Annotated in this window: 22 protein-coding genes and 2 pseudogenes; 19 read left to right on the top strand and 5 right to left on the bottom strand. The window is 32.9% G+C overall.

Translation table 11 applies throughout. From position 1 onward, the window contains the following. Window positions 1-27 precede the first annotated feature (27 nt). Window positions 28-1,068: a LacI family DNA-binding transcriptional regulator gene (locus tag WQ54_RS12760; RefSeq protein WP_046517165.1), complete on the top strand. Its 1,041-nt coding sequence runs from the start codon at window positions 28-30 to the stop codon at window positions 1,066-1,068. A gap of 261 nt (window positions 1,069-1,329) precedes the next feature. Here WQ54_RS12760 and WQ54_RS35635 read toward each other — a convergent pair. Further along, a pseudogene (locus tag WQ54_RS35635) lies at window positions 1,330-1,587 on the bottom strand (tyrosine-type recombinase/integrase); the annotation flags it as partial. A 1,191-nt stretch (window positions 1,588-2,778) separates the two neighbouring features. On the opposite strand from WQ54_RS35635, the gene WQ54_RS12755 reads away from it, so the two are divergent. The 15 genes and pseudogenes from WQ54_RS12755 (at window position 2,779) to WQ54_RS12690 (ending at window position 16,664) form a co-directional block, all read left to right on the top strand. Further along, window positions 2,779-3,483 carry a FadR/GntR family transcriptional regulator gene (locus WQ54_RS12755; RefSeq protein ID WP_046517111.1) on the top strand — a complete coding sequence of 235 codons (705 nt, stop codon included), beginning with the start codon at window positions 2,779-2,781 and terminating at the stop codon, window positions 3,481-3,483. A gap of 97 nt (window positions 3,484-3,580) precedes the next feature. Further along, entirely contained in the window at window positions 3,581-4,834 is a 1,254-nt protein-coding gene (locus WQ54_RS12750; RefSeq protein ID WP_046517109.1) for an enolase C-terminal domain-like protein, read from the top strand. Window positions 4,835-5,052: 218 nt separating this feature from the next. Beyond that, window positions 5,053-6,063: a zinc-binding dehydrogenase gene (locus tag WQ54_RS12745; RefSeq protein ID WP_046517108.1), complete on the top strand. Its 1,011-nt coding sequence runs from the start codon at window positions 5,053-5,055 to the stop codon at window positions 6,061-6,063. Window positions 6,064-6,074: 11 nt separating this feature from the next. Further along, window positions 6,075-6,830, top strand: a complete 756-nt coding sequence (locus tag WQ54_RS12740; protein ID WP_156177923.1) for an SDR family oxidoreductase — start codon at window positions 6,075-6,077, stop codon at window positions 6,828-6,830. Window positions 6,831-6,937: 107 nt separating this feature from the next. After that, on the top strand, window positions 6,938-8,302 hold the full coding sequence (locus tag WQ54_RS12735; RefSeq protein WP_046517104.1) for an MFS transporter: 1,365 nt from the start codon (window positions 6,938-6,940) through the stop codon (window positions 8,300-8,302). 646 nt (window positions 8,303-8,948) lie between these two features. Beyond that, window positions 8,949-9,128, top strand: a pseudogene (locus WQ54_RS34700) (IS5/IS1182 family transposase); the annotation flags it as partial. A 343-nt stretch (window positions 9,129-9,471) separates the two neighbouring features. Continuing rightward, window positions 9,472-10,308, top strand: a complete 837-nt coding sequence (locus WQ54_RS12730; protein ID WP_046517102.1) for an alpha/beta fold hydrolase — start codon at window positions 9,472-9,474, stop codon at window positions 10,306-10,308. A gap of 865 nt (window positions 10,309-11,173) precedes the next feature. Next, the gene (locus WQ54_RS12725) at window positions 11,174-11,638 is read left to right on the top strand and encodes an NUDIX hydrolase (RefSeq protein ID WP_046517100.1); all 465 of its coding nucleotides are present in this window, start codon (window positions 11,174-11,176) and stop codon (window positions 11,636-11,638) included. 100 nt (window positions 11,639-11,738) lie between these two features. After that, complete coding sequence (locus tag WQ54_RS12720) at window positions 11,739-12,191, top strand: NUDIX hydrolase (RefSeq protein ID WP_046517098.1); 453 nt, start codon at window positions 11,739-11,741, stop codon at window positions 12,189-12,191. 52 nt (window positions 12,192-12,243) lie between these two features. Beyond that, the gene (locus WQ54_RS12715; RefSeq protein ID WP_046517097.1) at window positions 12,244-12,555 is read left to right on the top strand and encodes a hypothetical protein; all 312 of its coding nucleotides are present in this window, start codon (window positions 12,244-12,246) and stop codon (window positions 12,553-12,555) included. Between the two features lie 172 nt (window positions 12,556-12,727). Further along, complete coding sequence (locus WQ54_RS31915; RefSeq protein WP_052737774.1) at window positions 12,728-13,669, top strand: hypothetical protein; 942 nt, start codon at window positions 12,728-12,730, stop codon at window positions 13,667-13,669. A gap of 260 nt (window positions 13,670-13,929) precedes the next feature. Continuing rightward, entirely contained in the window at window positions 13,930-14,379 is a 450-nt protein-coding gene (locus tag WQ54_RS12705; protein WP_046517095.1) for a hypothetical protein, read from the top strand. 338 nt (window positions 14,380-14,717) lie between these two features. Further along, window positions 14,718-15,164: a GNAT family N-acetyltransferase gene (locus WQ54_RS12700; RefSeq protein WP_046517094.1), complete on the top strand. Its 447-nt coding sequence runs from the start codon at window positions 14,718-14,720 to the stop codon at window positions 15,162-15,164. 164 nt (window positions 15,165-15,328) lie between these two features. Further along, window positions 15,329-16,093, top strand: a complete 765-nt coding sequence (hisA, locus tag WQ54_RS12695; RefSeq protein ID WP_046517162.1) for a phosphoribosylformimino-5-aminoimidazole carboxamide ribotide isomerase — start codon at window positions 15,329-15,331, stop codon at window positions 16,091-16,093. Window positions 16,094-16,202: 109 nt separating this feature from the next. Next, window positions 16,203-16,664, top strand: coding sequence for a cupin domain-containing protein (locus WQ54_RS12690; RefSeq protein WP_046517091.1), 462 nt, complete (start codon window positions 16,203-16,205; stop codon window positions 16,662-16,664). Between the two features lie 329 nt (window positions 16,665-16,993). Here the strand turns inward: WQ54_RS12690 and WQ54_RS12685 are convergent, their stop codons facing one another. Beyond that, window positions 16,994-17,392 carry a hypothetical protein gene (locus tag WQ54_RS12685; RefSeq protein WP_046517089.1) on the bottom strand — a complete coding sequence of 133 codons (399 nt, stop codon included), beginning with the start codon at window positions 17,390-17,392 and terminating at the stop codon, window positions 16,994-16,996. A 152-nt stretch (window positions 17,393-17,544) separates the two neighbouring features. On the opposite strand from WQ54_RS12685, the gene WQ54_RS32610 reads away from it, so the two are divergent. Continuing rightward, the gene (locus WQ54_RS32610) at window positions 17,545-18,150 is read left to right on the top strand and encodes a TetR/AcrR family transcriptional regulator (protein WP_084822020.1); all 606 of its coding nucleotides are present in this window, start codon (window positions 17,545-17,547) and stop codon (window positions 18,148-18,150) included. Window positions 18,151-18,467: 317 nt separating this feature from the next. Here the strand turns inward: WQ54_RS32610 and WQ54_RS12675 are convergent, their stop codons facing one another. Next, window positions 18,468-19,493, bottom strand: coding sequence for a hypothetical protein (locus tag WQ54_RS12675; protein ID WP_156177919.1), 1,026 nt, complete (start codon window positions 19,491-19,493; stop codon window positions 18,468-18,470). A gap of 651 nt (window positions 19,494-20,144) precedes the next feature. On the opposite strand from WQ54_RS12675, the gene WQ54_RS12670 reads away from it, so the two are divergent. Continuing rightward, on the top strand, window positions 20,145-20,435 hold the full coding sequence (locus WQ54_RS12670) for a hypothetical protein (RefSeq protein WP_046517086.1): 291 nt from the start codon (window positions 20,145-20,147) through the stop codon (window positions 20,433-20,435). 298 nt (window positions 20,436-20,733) lie between these two features. Here WQ54_RS12670 and WQ54_RS12665 read toward each other — a convergent pair whose 3' ends face one another. Both WQ54_RS12665 and WQ54_RS12660 read right to left on the bottom strand, forming a co-directional pair. After that, a complete protein-coding gene (locus tag WQ54_RS12665; protein WP_046517084.1) occupies window positions 20,734-21,300 on the bottom strand; it encodes a DUF5067 domain-containing protein in 567 nt (188 codons plus the stop codon). A gap of 45 nt (window positions 21,301-21,345) precedes the next feature. Then, the gene (locus tag WQ54_RS12660) at window positions 21,346-21,570 is read right to left on the bottom strand and encodes a DUF4926 domain-containing protein (RefSeq protein ID WP_046517082.1); all 225 of its coding nucleotides are present in this window, start codon (window positions 21,568-21,570) and stop codon (window positions 21,346-21,348) included. A gap of 595 nt (window positions 21,571-22,165) precedes the next feature. Between WQ54_RS12660 and WQ54_RS12655 the strand changes: the two genes are divergently transcribed. Then, on the top strand, window positions 22,166-22,813 hold the full coding sequence (locus WQ54_RS12655; protein WP_084822019.1) for a phage integrase SAM-like domain-containing protein: 648 nt from the start codon (window positions 22,166-22,168) through the stop codon (window positions 22,811-22,813). Window positions 22,814-22,842 lie beyond the last annotated feature (29 nt).

The following is a 22,842-nucleotide window of genomic DNA, read 5'->3' as shown; positions in this document are numbered from 1 at the left end:
AAGAGAAAGTCAATGAAGGAGAATGGTATGAAAGTTACAATTAAGGACGTTGCTGAGAGAGCAGGAGTTTCAAAAACGACAGTTTCAAGATACCTTAATGGAATGTATGACATGATGGGAGAAGAAGTCCGAGAAAAAATTGAACGTACTATAAGAGAATTAAATTATAAACCAAACCGTCTTGCACAAGGACTTAAAAGCAAAAAAACTAAAACGATTGGACTAATTATTTTTAATGTCTTAAATCCCTTTAGTTCAAAACTTATACGAGGAGTAGAAGATGTTTGTCGCAAGAAAGGGTATAGTCTTTTTCTTTGCAACGCAGATAACGATTCAACTTTAGAGCGTAAATATATAACAGAACTCTATCATAAGCAAGTTGATGGAATTATTACCGCTACCGTAGGTAATAATGCGGATTTATATAAAGAACTAAGTGAAGAAGGATTCCCATTAGTATTTGTAGACAGAAGAATGGATGAACAGTTTGGAGATCAAATACTTACAAATAACTTAGAAGGATCTTATAACGCAGTAGAACACTTATGCAAACTTGGTCACAAACATATTGCTTATCTAACAGCACCTATACATGGAGTAAGCAATAGACAAGAGAGATTAGAGGGTTATAAAAAAGCTCTTATAGATTTTAATATTGATTATAATCCATTGTTAGTTAGAGAAGTATCTTTAAAAGAAGGTGACGGGTATAAAGCCACTATAGATCTTCTTCAATCCTTAAAACCTACTGCAATTTTTTCTATGAATGATACGTTGAATCTTGAGGTTATTAAAGCTGTTAAAGAATCAGGATATAAAATACCTGACGATATTTCTTTTATTGGTTTTGATGATACAGATTGGGCTTCGATTACCAATCCACCTGTTACTGTAGTTGCGCAGCCAACTTATGAGATAGGCGTAAAGGTGGCAGAAACTATTTTAAAACGAATCCATTCTAAAAAGAAAACTAAATTTGCAACTACAATCTTTGATACAAAATTAATTAATAGGAAATCAACTGGAGTTCCGAATGAACATGTTGAAACAACTGAACAAGATAAATAAAAATGATTATGGGCATTAAAAAATACAGGAGATTAACTTCCTTTATAGGTTTTAGTGATTATTTTTTGAGAATGTAAAGTGGTCCTTAGAGTTTAATTATCACATTTGCAAATGCGGATGCACCTTTGATTACAACAAGGAAAGGAGCACTCCGTGTTTTGCCGAAATTGGGGGCTCGAACCCTTGACCTCTACACTGCCAGTATTTTAAAATAATTTGTCATCTCAAAGAATCAATCCTTTAGTTTAGATCGACGTTTTCCTAGTGCTTCTGTAGCTTTTTTAGCCTTTTCTTGGCTTGTAGTACATAAAGAAAGGCAGTTGTTTCTGAAGAATGACCAAGTTGTTCCATAACAAACGACAAATCCTTACTTTCATCCATTAAATTTGTAGCATATTTGTGCCTTAATTTATGAGGGGACATAATTATATTCCCAGTATTAGATGCTTTGGTATATTTCCTAACTAAGTCTTGAATCGATTGAATCGAAAGAGGGTAAGAGGAGCCCTTATATTTTGCTAAAAATAAATACTAGTAGTCAGCATCTGTTCCACCATATCGTACCTTTCTCATTGAGATACTCATTAATATCATCCATAACCTTAGAAAAAACCTGTACGTTATCCGTTTTATATCCTTTGCGAATAACTTTTATTTGGTCTTCTGTAAAGTTTAAATTCCTTATTCTTAAATCTGCAATTTCATTTACTCTTATTCAGCTATCAAGGAAAATAGATAATATAGCATAATCACGCTCTTTATCCCGAAAAAAATAGCTCTTTTGACGTTCTGATAACCCATGCTCATACTCATTCTTTTAAAATATAGGAAATCAATATCCTTATCTTCGTGAAAGATAACATTTGAAAGCTTTCTGCTACGTTCATTTAGGCTTTCTTTTTGTTTAATCACCGGAATTTTCAACATAACATTACGGTGAAAAAGTGGTTCGCCTTTATCATTTTCATTGCGTTGTTAAATATTTAAATAAAGATCTAAGAGCAGATTTCTTACGATTAACACTAGTACGTTAATGCTTTTTCTCTTCATGTTCAGATACAACTATTGTTTCATTTGATACTTTATTAAAATAAGCTCTAGCAGCATGTAATGGAAGAGTATCTAAAACTTGATGGGGATAAATTTTATTGAGTCTACATCTGCAAGTCCTATCTAATTGTTACAGATCCCTTGAGTTGAACATCTTTGGCCAAGCACTTTATAGAGGTAGTTTTTATCGAGGAGGAGATATTTTAACTAGTCTATTACTGGATTTGAACAAGCATTGAGGGATATATAGGGAAAATATCATAATATTACGAGTAGGTAGAAGAGAGTAAACTCCCTATTATTCTTAAATTTCGAAACTATTAACACAACTAAACTAGAGTCAAAAAACGTCTACTAATCCTTGATAGCTAGGGTTGTGGACGTTTTTTAAATATTCGGAACTTACTTAAAGTGTTTATTAAAACCTCTTCATAACTATTGTTTAACCAATTTACCCCTTGTATAACTAGTGCATCGAAGTAATCAGCAACTGAAAGTGGAAGAAAAAATGTAAATCCTCAAGAAATATTTGTATTTGCCTTATTTATTAATTTACTTTTATTTCGAATTCAGATTCTCTAATGAAAGCATTTACAATTCAAAATGTTCATGGTAAGATAAGTTATAACTTGTAGGACATGTTACAAGAGAGGGAAGAGAATGGGAATTAACTCCATTGATAAACAAAATATTGTTAATTCAGTTTATGAGCAACTAAAGGAACATATAGCCAATGGTGCTTGGCCACCAGGAAGCAAAATACCTTCTGAAACGCAATTACAAAAGATGTTTAATGTAAGTCGAGTTAGTATTAGAAGTGCAATTCAGCGATTGCGAGATTTAGGGATTGTCGTTACATATCAGGGCAAAGGCACATTTGTTTCGGATGATATTAGTGGGAAAAGTATTAATGATTTTGTTCCGATAATGCATCTTAGCGAGGAAGAATTTTTAGATATGATGGAATTTCGTCAAACCATCGAATACAAATGTTTAGATTTAGCTGTTAAGAATGCAACAGATAATGATCTTTCAGATATTGAGGAAATTCTTAATGAGATGTTTCGATATAGAGATGACTATAAGAAATATTCTGAAGTAGATTTTAATTTCCATTTAGCCATTGCCAAAGCTTCAAAAAACAAAGTTTTTTACAGAGTCATGCATTCGATTCGGGATTTTTATTACTATTATTTAGAAGAGTTAAACCGTGTGATTGGTATAACCTTAGATAGTATTGAAGTGCATTTACAGATATTTCGCGCTATCCAAAATAGAGATGCTGAAGCTGCAAAAAATAGTTTGAGCAAATCTATGGAAAATAACATTGAGATTATTAAAAGAATTAAGGATTCAAGTAAATAGTTTACCTCTTCTTTTGAGAGGTAAATTATTTAACCATAAACTTGTAGGACAACTAACAAGTTATTACAAAACAATTATTTAAAGGAGGAGCAATGAAATGGATTACTTAGAAATTCGTAATGTTAAAGTAATTTTAACTGCACCTGGAGGAGTCGATTTAGTCGTAGTTAAGGTTGAGACAAATGAACCTGAATTATATGGACTAGGATGTGCAACCTTTACTCAACGAATATTTGCTGTAAAATCAGCAGTCGAAGATTATCTTAAACCATTTCTTATTGGGAAAGATCCTAGAAGAATCGAGGATATATGGCAGTCGGCAAATGTAAGCGGATACTGGAGGAATGGGCCGATTATGAACAATGCTCTTTCTGGGGTTGATATGGCTCTTTGGGATATTAAAGGGAAGTTGGCAAACCTTCCAGTCTATGAATTATTAGGAGGTAAGTGCAGGGACGGAATTCCACTCTATCGTCATGCCGATGGTCCTGATGAAGTGGCAGTTGAGGAAAATATCTTAGCCCTTATGGAAGAAGGTTATCAGTATGCTCGTTGTCAAATGGGTATGTATGGTGGAAGTGGTACCACTGATACAAAATTAATTTCAACCATTTATGAGAAATCTAGCAAAATAGTGCCTAAACGATCACCTAGAACTTCACTATCCGGATGTTATTTTGATCCGGAAGCATATGCGAAAAGTATAGATAAATTATTTGATCATCTGCGCTCCAAGATTGGATACAATATGGAATTCATCCATGATATACACGAAAGACTTCCGGCAATTGAAGCTGTAAGATTAGCCAAAAAACTGGAACCTTATCATCTCTTTTTCCTAGAGGATCCTGTTGCACCTGAAAACATTGAATGGCTGAAAATGATTAGACAGCAGACATCTACACCTATTGGAATGGGAGAATTATTCACGAATGTGAATGAGTGGAAAAATTTAATCGTTAATCATCAAATTGATTTTATTAGATGTCATGTTAGTTCAATTGGTGGTATTACACCAGCGAAGAAACTAGCCACATTTAGTGAATTATACGGGGTACGTACTGCTTGGCACGGTCCAGGTGATATTTCACCTGTAGGAGTGGCAGCTAATCTTCATATAGATTTAAGTACACCTAATTTAGGAATTCAAGAGTGGACGCCATTCAATGATGCGTTAGAGGAAGTATTCCCAGGTTGTCCACAAGTTGAAAAGGGCTTTGCTTATGTAAATGATAAGCCTGGATTAGGAATAGAAATTGATGAAGAAAAAGCAAAGAAATTCCCTGTAGTTGGTGGAATCCCATCTTGGACTTTAGCTCGAATACCAGATGGAACAGCTGTAAGACCATAAAACTATAATCTTTAGTAAGAAAGGGTCTACCTTTGTACTAAAAAGCTTTGCTAGATTTTAAAGTACCGAAAAAGGAGAATTATTAGGTTTTTTTATACAAATATGGAGACATTCTGTTAGTACCAAGAAGTTTTTAGGAGAATACTAAATATTTAGGTGGCTTAATAAAGTATCAAATTAAAAATGTGGTCTTTTAATGGATAGAGGAGTGAATTTTAATGAAAGTAGGAACATATGTAGCACCCATGCAGGTTGAAATGTTGGAAAGAGAAATACCAGCTCCGAAGAACGGAGAAGCATTAATTAAGGTATCATATGCGGGGATTTGTGGAACGGATATGATGATTTATCATGGCTTGCATCCACGAGCAAAGGCTCCGCTGATATTGGGACATGAGTTTAGCGGTGTAGTCGAAGAAGTGGAGGAGAATGAATATGTAAAAAAAGGGGATAAGATAGCAGTTGAGCCACTTTTAAACTGCGGAAAATGTGCTGCCTGCAGAAATGGGCAAATGCATGTTTGTGAGAGATTGAGATACATAGGTATTGATAAAGATGGTGGTTTCGCTGAGTACACGACTATTCCTATTAATAGACTAAATGTACTTCCAGATGGAGGTACAGAGAAAGAAGCAGCAATGCTTGAACCATTGGCTGTTGCAATTCATACCGTCAGACGTTCAAATCTAAAGGTCGGGGATACTATAGCTATTTTAGGTGCTGGACCGATTGGTTTGCTGATTGCTCTTATAGCAGAACGTGCGGGAGCAGGGAAGATCTTTATTTCTGATATTAGTGCAATGCGTCTAAAGATAGCAAGAGATATGGGATATGAAGGCATAGATGCTAAAAAAATGGATATTGTCCAAGTAGTAAAAGATTCGACAAATGGAGTAGGAGCAGATGTGGTGTTTGAAGTAGCTGGAAACCAGATCACAGCCAATCAAATGATTGATTGTATTAAGTTTCAGGGTGAAATCACTGTTGTAAGTGTCTATAAAAAGCCCCCTACCATTAATCTTGCAAACATGCATTTCAGAGAAATCTCATTAAAGACAACAAGATGCTATAGTCCGGAAGACTTTGCAAAAGCAATTGAGTTACTTGGGCAAAACAAATTGGATCTTAGTCCATTAGTATCTCATGTCCTTCCATTAGAGGACATTAAAAAAGGCTTTGAATTAATGGAAAACCCAGACGAATCATTAAAAATATTATTTAAACCTTAAGGAGTGTTATGATGACTCAAGCGTTTGATTTAACTAGAAAAGTAGCAGTTGTTACTGGAGGAACTCGTGGTATTGGTCAAGATATAGCTATTGGCCTTGCAGAAGTTGGTGCAGACATAGTGCTTTTACAAAGATCCGATGATACATCTACACAGGAGAAAATAAAGGAATTAGGTGTTCGCTGTGAAATTATTCAGTGTGATCTTATGAATTTGGATGAAGTAAAGCAAGCAATTCCAAAAGCCATTGAGGCGATGGGTTCAGTCGATATCCTTGTAAATAACGCTGGAATACAAAGACGTTCTCCAGCAGTGGATTTCTCTGAACAGGATTGGGACGACGTGTTGAATGTCAACTTAAAAGCAGTATGGATTCTTTGCCAACAAGCTGGAAGACATATGGTTGAGAATAAGAGTGGGAAAATTATTAATATCGCATCACTTGTTTCATATCAAGGTGGGTTGTATGTCCCAGCTTACGCTTCAGCTAAAGGAGCAGTGGGGCAACTTACAAAAGCACTCGCAAATGAATGGGCATCAAAAGGTGTAAATGTTAATGCTATTGTTCCTGGTTATATAGCTACAGAAATGAATACTGCCTTAATCAATGACCCGATACGCAGTAGACAAATTATAGAACGAATTCCCGCTGACCGATGGGGAAACCCAGAAGACTTCAAAGGGCCTGCAGTATTTTTAGCATCAGATGCATCCAATTATGTGCATGGCCATTTACTTGCAGTTGATGGGGGTTGGTTAGGGCGTTAATAAAATTTCCTCAAAATATCATGATATATTTCATCATTAGTCTAAAATGGTTGTGTTTTTATTCTTATGAGGAATGGTTACTTAGTTGGGAATAGGGGGAGATTAGTATGAGCTTAGGGAGAAATCTTGTATCTATAAAAGATTCAATTCCAGTTTCAGCAATGAAAAAGACAAATATTCGCTGGATGATTGTAGCCATGTGTTTTGTTGTAACTACGATTAACTATGCAGATCGAGCAACAATTTCTATTGCAGCCTCACCTTTGCAAAGTGATTTAGGGATTAATGCTGTAACAATGGGATATATCTTTTCTGCTTTTAGTTGGGCTTATGCTCTCGGTCAAATACCAGGAGGATGGATTTTAGATAAGTTTGGAACAAAGAAAGTTCTTTTCTGGAGTCTATTTCTTTGGTCTACTTTCACTTTATTACAAGGATTTGTTGGATTTTTTAATGCCGGTACAGCAATTGTCATGCTATTTATCCTTCGATTTATTGTAGGTCTGGCTGAAGCACCTTCGTTCCCAGGAAATAGTCAAGTAGCGGCATCTTGGTTTCCTGATAATGAACGTGCAACCGCATCTGCTATTTTTAGTGCGTCTGCGTTTCTTGCCATAATTGTTTTCAACCCATTTATGTCTTGGATAACACAATCATTTGGGTGGGAATACGTTTTTATTATTATGGGTGCCTTAGGGATTATTATTGCTTTTGCTTGGTTAAAAGTAATTCATAATCCTAAAGAACACCCGAGTGTTAATCAAGCTGAACTGAATTACATTAAACAGGGCGGCGGGATATTAGAAATGATGGAAAAGGGTGCCAATAAAGAGGCAAATGGCATCAATTGGTCTCATATTAAGCAGTTACTTAAAAGTCGTATGCTAGTTGGTGTATATATCGGTCAATATTGTATTTCAACACTTACGTATTTCTTTATGACCTGGTTTCCTGTTTATCTAATTGAAGAACGCGGTATGTCAATACTTGAAGCTGGTTTTGTCGCGATATTACCTGGACTTAGTGGGTTTTTTGGAGGAATTTTAGGTGGTGTTTATTCTGATTACTTATTGAAAAAAGGAAAGTCACTTACTTTCGCCCGTAAAACTCCTATTATTATTGGTATGATTCTTTCTGCAAGTATGATTCTTTGTAATTATACTGATGCTGAGTGGCTTGTAGTTGGAATTATGGCCTTAGCATTCTTTGGTAAAGGCTTTGGACAGTTAGGTTGGGCTGTCATGGCTGACTGCTCTCCTAAAGAAATTGGTGGAATAAGTGGGGGTTTATTTAACACTTTTGGAAATATTTCAGGAATTACAACGCCTATCATTATAGGTTACATCATTGCTGCAACTGGTTCTTATAATGGTGCTTTAGTTTTTGTAGGTATCAATGCGATAGTTGCAATGGTTAGTTACCTATTTCTCGTTGGTGAAATTAAACGTGTTGAACTAGATCCTAAAAAGTAAAAAGAGACTGCAAGTGAGAAGTTAATTTGAAAGGGTTATCATTAGAGCAGTATTAGAACAAAAATATCTATTGAAAATCCCATTCTATTAATAAAATCATCATAAAATAACACTTTTATTTTCAGAAATCCAAGGTGTTTGGAAGATCTAATTCCTCATTATTTCTATTAAATTAGTAAAACGCTTATCCAATTAGAAATTTTAATTTGAAAAGCTCTTTAAAAAAGCAGATAGGAAGTAAGCTCCTTCCTATCTAAGAAAAACGAACTTCGTATAAAAGAAAATATTAATTAAAACAACTGAAAATGAGTAGTAAAAACGTCAAAATTCCTTGATAGAACTGGAGTTGGGGCGTTTTTTATTGTTTCAGGAACTAACGAAAGTGTTATTAACACGTCTAATACTACTATCCCTTTATCTAACCAAAATTTCATAAGCCCATTGTTCTAAATTGAACTGTTGTTGGCTATTAATTTTTATTAATTTCATTTCGAATCAGTATACGTTCAAATGGCTCGTGTTCATTTGTTTCGGAAGAATGACCTAACAACTGTTCCATAAACAAACGACAAATCCTTTGTTTCATCCATTAAGTTAGTAGCATAGGTATGTCTTAGCTTATGAGAGGAATGAAGCCGAATTCGTAATAATTGATGAATAAGTACCACAAGACCACCTTTTAAGAAAGGTAGATAAATACATAGATTTTTCTTTCATTAATGAAAAGGTTCGTCATCTTTACTCCGTGGATAATGGACGGCCTTCAGATCCTACTATGCTTTTTAAAATGATGTTTATCGGTTATTTTTATGGGATTCGTTCAGAACATTTGCAGAGTGAATTAATCGACAAATAAGCCTTGATGTTTTAGGCAGGGGTGTGATTCTTAATTCCAATTTTTGGGAGTTGCTTAGAAATCTCTTATTCGATTTTTTATTATAAATTCTTCAATATTTTCAATAATTTACACACCTTGGCACGAATAAATTGTAATCTAATATATTAATTGGTTTAACACTTAACATAATTTTACAATTTTGATAGTGGGAATTATAATAATCATATAAGCATTTTTTTAAAAATATTTTAAATGTTTTGGAGTAAAGAGTTTTTTGATCAAAGAAGCAAAAATATAGGTAAATAATGAAAATTCATGGGAGGAAATTTATATGGCAAAATTTACTGTAGGTAATGAAAATCATGCTCCAATTGAACTTTATTATGAGGACCATGGTTCAGGGAAACCAGTTGTCTTAATACATGGTTGGCCTTTAAGTGGGCGCTCTTGGGAATATCAGGTGCCAGCTCTTATTGAAGCAGGTTACAGAGTCATAACATATGATCGTCGAGGCTTTGGAAAATCATCTCAACCGTGGGAAGGATATGAATATGATACATTTGCTTCTGATTTACATAAACTTTTAGAACATTTAGATCTTCAAAATGTCACACTTGTTGGTTTTTCTATGGGTGGAGGTGAGGTAGCTCGATACATTAGTACGTATGGAACAGATCGTATTGAAAAGGCTGTTTTTGCTGGAGCAGTTCCTCCTTATTTATACAAATCAGAGGATCATCCTGAAGGAGCATTAGATGATGCAACAATTGAAGAATTCAAAAGTGGCGTGATAAATGACCGCCTTGCATTTCTTGACAAATTTACAAAGGGATTTTTCGCGGCTGGTAATCGAACAGATTTAGTTAGTGAGCCATTCCGTTTATATAATCGGGATATTGCAGCTAGTGCATCACCTAAAGGAACGCTCGATTGTATTACGGCCTTTAGTAAGACAGATTTTAGAAAGGACTTGAAAAAGTTCAATATACCTACTCTTATTATTCACGGTGACTCTGATGCAACTGTACCTTTTGAGTTAAGTGGAAAACGTACATATGATTCCATTCCTGAGAGTAAGCTCGCTCTAATAAAGGGTGGTCCGCATGGATTAAACGCAACTCATCCAAAAGAATTTAATGAAGCGTTACTAACATTTTTAAAAGACTAATAAGAAATGACAGTTTTATTTAAATGAGAGAGAGCATTCTTTCTTTTTTATAAGGCTATAGAAAAACTCTAAATTAAATCGTATAAATCAGGTGAGGAATAACTCCTTAGCCATATGCACTTTAGTTGAAAAAGCAGCACAAAAAGGATCTTCGTTTGAGGCTGTTAACAAACTAATTTGTCGTACTCCAAGACACGAAGTATAGTAATAAAAAAGAAGGCGAACCACTACATACTGTAGTGATTCGTTTTCTTTTTACCTTGGACCTTTATTTGTTAACAGCCAGGTTTGAAGATCCTTTTACACTGCCGGTATACTTATTTTAAAGGGACAGAAACAACTTTTGCTTACAATAGTTTGAACGGAAAAAATAGACTTGAAAGCATTACTTGGGGTAGTACCAGCGAAAGTGTCATCACCCGCAATAAGAAGGTATTCCCTATGATGATTTGTCTCAAAAACGTTTGAGTAAATATTGTTACAAAATTTTATGTGACATTATTTTGTTACACAGTCTTTTAGGAATTTTTAAGCGATTTATACAAGAGTATAGTCGTAACTAAATAGGTCGTTATTGTTACAGCAATTGCATAACAAATACTATTTTATAAAAAAGTAGTAACGTTAAAAGCTCCAGTTGCTCTATTCCGTAATCGGGCCATTTTCTTGAAGACTTGAATTCGAGATAATTGAATAAAATTAAGTACTTCAACTAATAGACCAGATTGGAGAATATCATTTAGAATAAGAAAAAGGATTGTGAATCGTTTTACTTAAATTAACGGGCAGGTTAATTTAATAAAAAGGAAACATTATCTAATTTGTCGAAATGTTAGATAAAAGTTTTGATGAAGGAGATAAGTTTATGAATTATATAAAAGAGATGCGAAAGTATATTGGTCACGAAACTCTTTTGACTGTAGGATGCGGAATAATAATAGAGGATAATGAACGGATATTATTACAGCATCGTACAGATGAAGACAATTGGTGTATTCCTGGGGGGCTTATGGAGATAGGGGAAACTTTTGAAGAGACCGCCAAGAGAGAGGCTTTTGAAGAAACAGCATTACGGGTTAAGGATTTAGACATGTTTGGTATCTATTCAGGAGAAAAATGTTTTGTTCAATATCCAAATGGAGATAAGGTCTTTAGTGTTCAAATCATCTTCAAAGCTAAACAATATACAGGGGAATTAAAACAAAAAGATATTGAAAGTAGGGAACATCGATTTTTCAGGAAGACGGAACTTCCTTCTAACTTAAATCCACGTCAAAGACCTTTTATTATGGATTGGGCCGAAGGGATAAGAAATCCAATAATAAAATAATGGTTTATCTTCTTCAACAAGATCATAGCTGTAATTGTGCTGGATTTTTATAGTCAACTAAAGTGGCAGGATTGTGGAATAAACACTATTGGAGGATGTAATGGGATACATTATGGATTTAAGAAAAATAGTGGGTAGTCGCCCTCTAATTATGGCTGGTGCGTGTGTAATTCTTGTAAATAGTAATAATGAATTATTATTACAACTTCGTAAAGACAATAATTGTTGGGGATTAGCTGGTGGTTCTTTGGAGATTGGAGAAACATTAGAACAAGTAGCTAAAAGGGAATTATTTGAAGAGACGGGATTGATCGCAAATAATTTAATTTTATTCAATGTCTTTTCAGGACAAGATTTTTACTATAAATATCCTCACGGCGATGAGGTATATAATGTTGTATCTGCCTTTGTATGTAGGGATTATGAAGGTGTATTGAGAAGAGAAGAAAGTGAAGTTCAAGATTTAAAATTTTTTAAGTTTAATGAACTCCCCCCAAACATTAGTCCACCTGATTTACCAATATTAGATGAATATATTAGAAGTGCTTATTAAGCTAACTGGTGCTATACACCAAGAAGGTACGGATCTAGGATGGTGATTTAATTTGATTAACATTCTCCAGATGATAAATGATAACAAAGTAAGTGAAGATATAGCGTATGACATTTTGGATGAAGTTATGGAAAAGTTCCAAGAAGGTAAATTAAGCAAACAACCAAAAGATGAACTTAATATGGACAACTACGAATGGACTGCTTTTTGTCATGGGGCTAGTTTAGGTGTATTGGCAAGGTGGAGAAAAGAAGGTTGGCAAGAACAATGTAGCCATTGTAGAAGGAAGATTAATTATAAAAAATATGGTTGGACAATTCGAGATGATAAATTGATAGGCTTAAACTGTTGTGATGGATTGTAGAGCAACGAATCAGAGGTCTACGTTGACTTTGTAGCCTTCCTTCTTCAGCTAACGGGTGCTTAAGCTTAAGAATGATCGCTACGGCGATCTTTTTTCATTATTCAAGTAACGGGCAGGATAGAGAAATAGGAATTTTTATAATATAAAAAAGAAATAGTTTGAAGGTGAATATATGTCTTTTATTGACTTGAAAAGTTACTTGGAAAAGGAAATTGAACAAGCATATGGATTTGCTACTAGCCTTGAACTTGAAAAAGTAAATCGTGACGTTATTGATAACTGGGTGAAATCTTGGGTGGAACTAAATAAAAAAATGGATATAGGGAACGAACAAATTGATGAATTTAAAATCGTGTACAAATCTCTAGAAAAGATAATACGTAATATAGATGGAAATACTTCTAAATACCTTTTAGGTCGTATTATTAAGACGCATGACTTAATGTGGGGAGGTGTATTTTCATCAATTACAAATGCTTCAAATATGAAGATAAAACGTTATATTGATGAGGTATTTACTTCAAACTCCTTATTTCAACCGATAGAGTTTTTATCTTTTTTGGCATATTTGAAAGGAACATCAGTTAGTCCTAACTCCGACATCTTTGATTATATTTGGAAAATGGAAAAACAAAGCAACTTTTTCATTAAGGCTGATTCTCTAATGCGTAATAAAGCACTTAAATATCTTCTAGAATTAAATGCTCTAAGAGGGTTTCACCATAACATAAAAGATTTCAAAAAAATTATAGCAGTTATAAAACCAGATAATTTGGATATTATAATTTACCTTTGTAATTATAAAGTAGTGAACAACCAAGGGTGTTACCAAGCTATAAATTACATCTTAAGTGACGTTAAAAACTTTAATACATTTAAATTAAAAAAAGATTGCATTAATTGGTTAGATAACGCTGTGGGTGGTTCTCCTAAAAAGTCTTGGCTAGACAAGATGGCAACGATTCAGAGAAAACTTTCAGAAGAAGAATTAATTGAGATTATTAATTGGATTTTAACCAATAATCATTTGGAGAGAGAAAAAAGTACAGGATGGATAGATGATGTTTATAAAAGGTTTCAAAAATCATCTAAATGGTATCTTGAATTCAAATAAAGGTGTTTTTCAAAAACAAAATTAAAGTGAATAGACTTTATATAAATTCAATTTGAAGATATAGATTGTGAAATACTGTACTTAAAGTAACGGGTGCAAGAGTTGAAGAAAAAAATGGGTTGCTGCGGCAGCCTTTTTTCTTTATCGTTCTTACTAAGTGTCAGGTTAGTTTAATAAGGTAAGTTCAATTAATCCCCCCTGAAAATGGTATTTAATGTTAATATGGTAGAAAAAACACTGATAGTAAGGGGAGCTTATGTTTGAAATTTAAATTATTATCTTCTTTTTTATTAATCTCAGTATTATTAGCAGGATGTGTTAATGAAAAAAAAGCTACAACATATGATTATCAAAAAATTAGGCTAGAGTTAATTGAAAAGAAAACACTAGAAGAAGGAATATCATATTCCATAAAATTGATAAATGGTAGTGATTTTGTTATAAAGCAAAATAATGTTTTTGTTTCCTTTCCTATAAAATACGGTGAGGCTGCTTATAAAGGTAATGAATATAAAGTTGAAGCTAAGGGAAACAAATTAGATATTCAACCAGGGGAAAAGGTTACATTAGATCTTTTTATGCCGTTTGAAGGTATAGGTGATAAATCTTTATTAGGAATAGATAATCCTAGTATTCAATTAATAGGTTATATAGAAACCGTAGATAATAAACATCAATTTAGTGTTGGCGGAGACTTAATCAAGAATTGAAGTTAAGGCTTTTAAGCTAATAGGGGCTTCTCTTCAATATTAGGCAGATTATATCAGGGCTACTTGAGTGGATCGATTAGATTTATGGAAAATTTTAATTAACAATGTCTAACACCACCTTTATTAGAAATGACTTTCTAATAATCATAATAGGTTTTGTAGTAGCATCATTCTTATTCAAGTAACGGGTAGTAAGAGTTGAAGAAGATAATGGGTTGCTGTGGCAGCCTTTTTTCTTTATCGTCTTCAACTAACGTAAGCAGGATAGTTGAATAAGGGACGAGGTAAAGAGAATTAAAGAGAATTAAATATTATAAATTAATGAGGGGGAGAGTAATTTGATACGAACTGCAACAATATTAGATATTCCTGCAATAACACTACTTAAACAGAAAATGTTTAAAGAAGTTGGAATGGAACACCTTCTTAGAGATGATTTTGTTCAGGTTGTTGAGGAGACCTACAAAGAATTGTATGAAATAGAAAAAGCTATTCACTTTGTCATTGAACACGAAAACAATATTGTTGCGTGTGCTGGGTCATTCATCAAAGAAGATATTCCTTACTGTTTTTATAAGGATGAAGAATATGGGTTTATTGGTGATGTTTATGTAGAGCCGATGTTTAGAAATCAAGGTTATGCAAAAATGTTAACAAACGAAGTGTTAGATTGGTTTACTAAAAAAGATATAAATACCATCCGTCTATTAGCCAGTGATAATGCAAAAAAACTATACAAATCACTTGGATTTAAAGAAACAGACCAGATGATTTTACATAGATAAATTGAGCTTGGCTTGTTGATCCACTAACGGGTTCAAGAGTTGAAGAGCTGCCACTACGACAGCTTTTTCTTATTCAAGTAACGGGCAGATTAATTTAAGAAGGAAATTCATATTTTTTTGGTGAATTATTTATTAATTACAGAATTAGAGGGATAGTGATAACATTGAAATTTAGACCTTGTATAGATATTCATCAAGGAAAGGTTAAACAAATAGTAGGAGATACACTAGGATTAGTTAATCAATTTGTTATTGAAAATTTCGTATCAGATTATGATTCGGCTTATTACGCATCTTTGTTTAGAAATGACAATTTAAATGGTGGGCATGTTATTATGCTTGGGGAAGGTAATAAAGAATCTGCATTACAAGCACTAAAAGAGTTTCCCCTTGGTTTACAAATTGGAGGAGGAATTACGGCTGAAAATGCTTCTTTTTATCTTGAAAACAATGCTTCTCATGTGATAGTGACATCATACATTTTTAATAATGGTGATATAAATATAGATAGATTAAATAAATTAGTAAATGAAGTTGGAAAAGAAAAACTGGTAATTGACTTAAGTTGTAAACAAAAGAACGGTAAGTGGTTTGTTGTTACAAATAAATGGACAACATTTAGTAACTTTGAGATCAATAAGTCAACAATTAGGGAAATAGAGAAGTATTGTGATGAATTGTTGATTCATGCAGTTGATGTAGAGGGAAAGCGTACTGGAATTGAAGAAGATTTAGTAAAGAAGTTAACTGAGTGGGTTACAATTCCAACTACATATGCAGGTGGTGTGCGTTCAATTAAAGATTTAGAGAACTTTTTAAAAGTTTCCAATGGTAAATTAGATATAACAATAGGAAGTTCATTAGATTTATTCGGTGGTGACTTATCTTATAGTGAGGTAGTTAGGTTTTATAAAAATATTCATTATTAAGCTAAAAGAGTGTGTTCTCGTTATAAGGAACGCTTTTTTTATTCAAGAAGCAGGTTATTTAACAAGAGTAAAATGCAGGGGCGAACGTTATTTAAATAGGGAGAAGAATATGTCTTATAATCCAAGAAAAATTAGTGTAGAAGAAGCACAGTCATCTGGTATAGATGTTAATTTTGAACTTATGAATAATGGTGAAAAACGATATAGGTTAGTTAGTACCGATGGTAGTTCATATTGTCGTACTGTTGGTTCAAAAATAGGTGCTTGGCAGAATAGCCATTATCACAAAGAAGTTTCCGAGTTCTATGTTGTTCAGTCAGGGTGGATTGTTTATGCAGAAATTTGTTTAAATGGAGACGTAGATTTACGCTTTCTTCAGGAGGGGGAAAGCGTAACTGTAAACCCTTTTGTTCATCACAATATATTTATGTCTTCTAATTCAATAACTCATACGATTAAATATGGTGGTGGAGGTCCTAAGATTGATTGGTTTCCATCGGAAGACCTAGATAATTTTACAAAGAAACTTTCTGAAAATGAACTACTTGAGTTAGGTAAGATTAAAAATTAAAAACAAATGTTATTCAACTAAAGGGTAGCTATAGTGGAAGAAGAGATTGCATAAAACCCCACTTTTTTATGCACCTGCCAGGCTTCTTTTTTAGAAGCCGAAAACGTTGATAAATCAACGATGTATAAAATCCTGCATAATCGATAAAAAACAAGACCAAATCCTTTATACATAAAGATTTGGCCTTTTTGCTTACCTCTTAAAATTGTGATTATGTTAAGTAACATAATCAGGAATACGATATTTTAATTTCTTAAATGGAAGTAAAGACAGGTGTTCGTTATGTTATGCCTTTAAAATCAACTTGATAGTAAATTTTCCAACGTTCTCTAATATGAAGAAGAACCATAACAATCAACATGTATATGGGCTGGTTTATATGCTGTCATCAATATTCGCCACTTTTCTCCATCTGATTCAATAGTAAAGATACTAGGCGTATTGTAGTATGTTAACCTTTTGGATCTAAACGTTTGCCACTCACTTCCAGTCCAATATTGTTCTTTAGCTAGAATATCTCCACCTAGATTTGTTATGTTTACTTTTTGATTAATAACCGGATAAGAAGTTTGACAAGCACCACTTGCTAATGTACCACTATAAAGGGTTTTATCAAACGTGCGAGTTGCAGCATCTGCTTTTGGACTTGGAAAAAATGCAAAAATCATTGAAAAGCATAAAACAAATGGTAAGATCCAATTTTTAAAAGCCTTTTGAGTTAATGTCATTTTTTCTCCTCCTGGAAAGTAAGACTTTAGATTTATCAACATTATAGCTATAATGAATACCAACCGGTTTGTATTTATTATAACTTCAAACTCCATATTTTGGAATATAAAATGTAAAAATTATACAAAAATTTCAAAAGGGGCTTTTTACGTTGAATTATTTTCAAAAGCAATCAGAAGATACGATTAACAAATTAATGCAGTCAGGCATTGAATTGTTTTCTAAACAAGGGTTTTCTAGGACTAGTATTAATCAACTTGTTAAACATGCTGGATATTCTAAAGGTGCTTTCTATGCTCATTTTTCAAGCAAAGAGGAATTCATGCTAAAGTTAATAAAAGAAGGTATTGATTTCTTTTTTGAAGATTTAAAGGAAGCACTTAATGGAAAGGACCGAGATTTGCTAAATAAATTTACAGAACACGCCATGCGTTTGGTGAACGAGTCCTATGTAAAGGGGTCTTCTCCTATGCTTCTTCAAGGGTGTATGATTTCGAATGAATTCCCAAAGATAAAAGAAAGGCTTGTTCTCCAGATGGAGGAATGGAGATCATTTCTTACACACTTTTTTCAGGAGATGAAGGACGAAGGTATTGTCGGAAGTCCATTAGATGCTAGAACATTAGCAACTACAGGTATGGCTCTTTTTAATGGTTACAACTTGCAACATTTTGTTGATAATCGAATTAAAATACAGGAAATGGTTAATGTTTTTATTGAATTGCTTCAAATCCAAGAACCTAAGAAGAAGGATTAATAAATTCCTATTTGAAACAATTACTTTGATATACAGAAATTAATAACTTTGCATTAATTTATCCTTCAAAACATTGGTGTAGACCTATGTTTTGAAGGATAAATGATTTGCTATTTAAAAATACTCATGTAATATTTTTTCATTAAAGTGCCAATTAACGGACTAATGGTTCTTAACGAAACTAGCTATTTATATTGGTGTGAGATTGTGAACAAATTGGACTTTCTCGATGGCCTGAATAGTATTAAATAGAACTTTTTATTTTCAATGGACTAAAAGTTTCTATAATGGAACATAATTATCTGTTATCTAGGAACCTAATCTGTTTCAAACTCTTGAGTTTCATAATCAAGCCTTTTTTGTTCTAAAGCCTCTTTCCACATTTCTACTAATTTAATGACATATTCACCTTCCTTTTCTCCTGTATACTTTGAATTCATGCTATGATATTCTGCACGCTTGCTATATTTTGGAATTACTTCGTGCATATATATATAAGCTTCTGATAAAATCTCTTCCTTCAAATAATATAAATCTCTTTTCCGTATACTGTTAAAATATTTATGCAGTTTCTTCTGATGACGTTCTATTTGTTTTTCGGTCACCAGAAATTTCCTAAGTTCACTATGATGAGTTGAGTATTTTAAATTTGTGTCCATTATCTTATTGCGTCGTTTCCTGCCGTGTTCTATTTCCTTTATAATTATCATACTTTTTTCTAAATCAGAGACAGTTGTCATAAATTCTAGTAGTTCAATGTTATAAAGCAAACAATCGGCTATTTGGGGCATATAGCATTCTAGTAATATACGTCTCAAGTTTATGTAATACATTATTCCTTTAATATGCTGCTTTGTTTCTTCTGTATATACCCCTAGAGCTTTGCTCAGGTAAATGTATTCTTTTAAAAACTCTTCACACATTTGCACTCTGAGATTAAACCAACTGTTTCCAAGTCCATCTTGCATATAAATTGAAATATGCGCTTTAACTTTTTCATATTGTATGATGAGTCCTTGATCAGCATATTTTATATTCTCATCTAAGACTTCTATGATTTTTTCAAATTGAATTCGTGGATTCCGCATGTCTTCTTTGTGAGCTTGTTCAAATGCGTTCTCATCCTTTTTCTGTTGATCCATGTATATTACCTTATAGTTCTCTGCATGGATATAATTCCTTACTTTAAATAATAGTGGAAAATATAAATTTTGAAGACGTTCTCTATGATAATTTTTGTATTCACGTCTATATGAAAACCGATGTGAAATGAATTGTGCTGTAGCAGCTGCTCCAAAAGCACCTGTAATAGATAGAATAGCTGTCCAATCCATAACTCTCATTGCTCTCCTCTCGCCAGTATTGGTAACTAGTCATAAAACCGCTTTTCTATAAAATAGTGATTCCTTACAATTACTATACCTCGTTGTAATCAATAATGACTAGCTTAATTATTAAAAACCGTATTCATAAAAGCTTCTACTTATTATTTTTTTAAAATATAGGCTTTGTTAAATAACTCTGTTGATATTCAAACAAAACAAACAATCGTTCTATAATTTAGGAATTGTATGAATGTGAGTGATTTGAATTGTTTTGAGAGAGGGTATTAAAGAAAAACGATTTTACGCAATTGGGCTCTTTAATTGAAAAAGCAGCAATAAAGGGACCTCGAATTAATATCCTTTTTCAGTACCTATAATTACACTGTGTATTCAAGTAACAGATTATATTTGAAAAGAAAATTGTAAAAGATATATTAAATAAGTAAGAATTGGACTTAGTTTAATAATGCATGGTCCTATTGTCAGGACAAGACACCCAGTCGTGATAATAGGACCATGCAAATTCTATTTTGTTTAACTAATGCACCATTAGTTAAAAAAGATCTTTGACTAGTTTTTTTAAGAATTAGTTTCTTTTTTAAACTTCACATTTTAAATAAATTTGTCCAAATTAGGAAAGATAATAGGAAAAGAAAGGAGGGATTTCCTTTGACTTATATATACAACCTTTATAGTACTGATGAAGGACATTTTGGTATAAGCCAATCTTATAATATTCAATGTGATCTACCACTACATAAGTTTCGTTCTATTATGATGGAGTTTCGCCGTAATGATGAATTAGGTAATGATATAGAAGGATTCGTCAAATACATGCAAGAAACTTTTCCTAATCCCTATAAGCTGTTTCATTTTGATGATACAGTACAATTTGATGCAGACCAGGAGAACAGTATGATTCTTGCTAATCTGCTGGATGAAGTAGATCAAACAGTTTAATAATACTGTATACCACAAGCTTTTTACAGTTCTACGTAGTAGCTATCACGGTCATGGAAATCATTTTAAATTAACGAATGAAGACCTCCTATTTATAAGAGGGTCTTCTTTTTAAAAATCTAGACTTTACTTTATCCGAAAATAGCACTTCTCTTTCTCGGAGAAATGCACCCGTTAGTAAAAAACTTTATATTCACGTTGTATTTGACTTTCGTGCCATCCTGCTGCTTTAATTTTGGGATCAATTAGCAAAAAAACACTTACAAATGGAAGTGTTTTTTAAACAGATTTAAAACGTTTATTTAATATTAAAAGTTTGTTCACCTAATTTATCGCCACCAATACCTTGTGTAGCAATTAATGTTACAGGTGTTTCTAAATCATCTAATTCATAAGCTACTGCATTTTTAACTGTACCATCTTTTTTAATTGTTTCTAATTGAGAATCGAGAAATTGGTCATCTGGAAGTCCACCAACTTCAAGAGTATTGACTGCATTAGGATCATTGTCTTGTACTGCTTCAAATACTGCCATCCATCCAGTAATAGGGTCAATCTCTTTATCACTTAAATTAGTTGTTTCATACCAAATTGCAAATACAGGTTTTTCACCATATTCATTTCCTTTTTCACCAGCTTGAATAACTTTAGTTTCTGTAATTTTAATTTTTAAGTCATTTAATTTTGCTTCATTATCTTTGAAATAGAGATCATTATTCGTCTCTTTTTCTTCATTTGTATTTTCTGTAGTTGCTTCTTTATTTGCGGAATCCGAACCATTTTTCGTTCCTTCGTCTTGATTGCCACAACCAGCAATTATAGATAGTGTTAGTGCAAAAATTAATATTAAAGTTTTTTTCATCATGTTACATTTCTCCTTATGTTTTAATTTGATTATTATTAGTGTAACTTATTTTGTGAATATAGTCCTAATGTTTTCTATATTATTCCACCTTTTTTGTGGTAAGTAATCTCCTGATATTGTACCCAAGAATAGAGTTATCCCATCTTTATCAGAAATCTCTACTTCATAATTGTTATCCTCATAAACCTCTAGGATAGTGCCTACTTGTCCTTTAGTAAACTCATTATTGGGATCATCTTTAATTATCCTTACAACATCATATTGTTTCATATTTTCACCATTTCATTAACCTTGATAAAATATCCTGCACCGTTAGTTGAAGAAGCAACGAGTATAAAAAGATTAATAAAACTCAATATCAGTAATAGCCAAACTATCAACAACTGGCCGATCACCGATCTTATCTAAATCAATCCTTTTTACAAGCATATTTAGTAGTATCTTCTTTTCAAGGGAGTTCATGTGTGCCAGATTTTCTTTTTTATTGTTTTAGACCTCAATTAAATGGTTTGGGTTCATTTTTTTAAACAATTTGAAGATTGGTAGGGCAATAAAACTCATAAATTAACTGACCAATCAACTGACCAAACTGACCACAAATGATTTTTGAGTGGCATAAAGTAGCATTCCAATAGTTCATAATCCATTGATATAAAAAGGATTAGCAAAATTTGTCCGCGCGTTGCCTAATAACATAATTTCCTTGACAGGGAAGGGGTCGGGGGTTCAAGTCCCTCACAGGTCATCGTAACAGTTGTATCAAGGGCTCAAAGCACTTTAACTACATTAGAAAATAATGTGGTCGTGCTAGAAACTACTACAACACCGGTAAACCACTTCACAAAAATGTGAGGTGGTTTTTTTGTTGTTAAAATTTGCTCTACAAGAATTTTTAGACGATAGAGAGTTTAAAAATGTTACCCCAAATACATTAGAAAATTACAAAATCATGCTTAATCTATTTTTAGATTTTTGTGTTGAGAATGGAGTTGTAAATGTTCAAGATGTAACCCCTAATATTGTGAAGAAGTTTATTCTACATTCTCAAAAGAAAGGGAATAACGCTTCATCTACCAATTCAAAATTACAAAGGATAAGAGCCTTCTTTAATTACATGATTGAAATTGAAGTAATTGAGAAGAATCCTGCAAGCAAAATTCCAAAAGCCAAACAAGACATAAGAATTGAGGTATTTACTGATTATCACATCAAGCAAATGCTCAACTATTATCGAAGAATTAAACAAAGAGAGAAAGTCTTCTGGGCTTATCGTGATCATACAATTATCGTTACTCTTTTAGGTACTGGTATTAGATTAAGTGAATTAACATCTATGAAATGGTCTGATATTGATTTTAAAAATCAAACATTATCAGTATTCGGTAAGAATCGTAAACTTGAAACAATTCCAATTACTGAAAAGGTGATAAAGGAACTTTCAGCATACAAAACTTACTGTGAACAATATCAAAGAAATGCAACGTTTAAATCAAAAGATGATAGATGCTTGTAATGAGGGATTAAGAATTTTAAGAGGTGAAA

Origin of the sequence: Bacillus sp. SA1-12 (assembly GCF_000981385.1) — a bacterium.
Taxonomy (GTDB): Bacteria; Bacillota; Bacilli; order Bacillales; family Bacillaceae; genus Metabacillus.
This window is presented reverse-complemented; position numbering and strand designations above follow the sequence as displayed.

Excerpts from the sequence above, each read along its gene's own strand:
- WQ54_RS12760 (WP_046517165.1), top strand. The coding sequence starts at position 28 with ATGAAAGTTACAATTAAGGACGTTGCTGAGAGAGCAGGAGTTTCAAAA.
- WQ54_RS12755 (WP_046517111.1), top strand. The coding sequence starts at position 2,779 with ATGGGAATTAACTCCATTGATAAACAAAATATTGTTAATTCAGTTTAT.
- WQ54_RS12750 (WP_046517109.1), top strand. The coding sequence starts at position 3,581 with ATGGATTACTTAGAAATTCGTAATGTTAAAGTAATTTTAACTGCACCT.
- WQ54_RS12745 (WP_046517108.1), top strand. The coding sequence starts at position 5,053 with ATGAAAGTAGGAACATATGTAGCACCCATGCAGGTTGAAATGTTGGAA.
- WQ54_RS12740 (WP_156177923.1), top strand. The coding sequence starts at position 6,075 with ATGACTCAAGCGTTTGATTTAACTAGAAAAGTAGCAGTTGTTACTGGA.
- WQ54_RS12735 (WP_046517104.1), top strand. The coding sequence starts at position 6,938 with ATGAGCTTAGGGAGAAATCTTGTATCTATAAAAGATTCAATTCCAGTT.
- WQ54_RS12730 (WP_046517102.1), top strand. The coding sequence starts at position 9,472 with ATGGCAAAATTTACTGTAGGTAATGAAAATCATGCTCCAATTGAACTT.
- WQ54_RS12725 (WP_046517100.1), top strand. The coding sequence starts at position 11,174 with ATGAATTATATAAAAGAGATGCGAAAGTATATTGGTCACGAAACTCTT.
- WQ54_RS12720 (WP_046517098.1), top strand. The coding sequence starts at position 11,739 with ATGGGATACATTATGGATTTAAGAAAAATAGTGGGTAGTCGCCCTCTA.
- WQ54_RS31915 (WP_052737774.1), top strand. The coding sequence starts at position 12,728 with ATGTCTTTTATTGACTTGAAAAGTTACTTGGAAAAGGAAATTGAACAA.
- WQ54_RS12690 (WP_046517091.1), top strand. The coding sequence starts at position 16,203 with ATGTCTTATAATCCAAGAAAAATTAGTGTAGAAGAAGCACAGTCATCT.
- WQ54_RS12685 (WP_046517089.1), bottom strand. The coding sequence starts at position 17,392 with ATGACATTAACTCAAAAGGCTTTTAAAAATTGGATCTTACCATTTGTT.
- WQ54_RS12675 (WP_156177919.1), bottom strand. The coding sequence starts at position 19,493 with ATGAGAGTTATGGATTGGACAGCTATTCTATCTATTACAGGTGCTTTT.
- WQ54_RS12665 (WP_046517084.1), bottom strand. The coding sequence starts at position 21,300 with ATGATGAAAAAAACTTTAATATTAATTTTTGCACTAACACTATCTATA.
- WQ54_RS12660 (WP_046517082.1), bottom strand. The coding sequence starts at position 21,570 with ATGAAACAATATGATGTTGTAAGGATAATTAAAGATGATCCCAATAAT.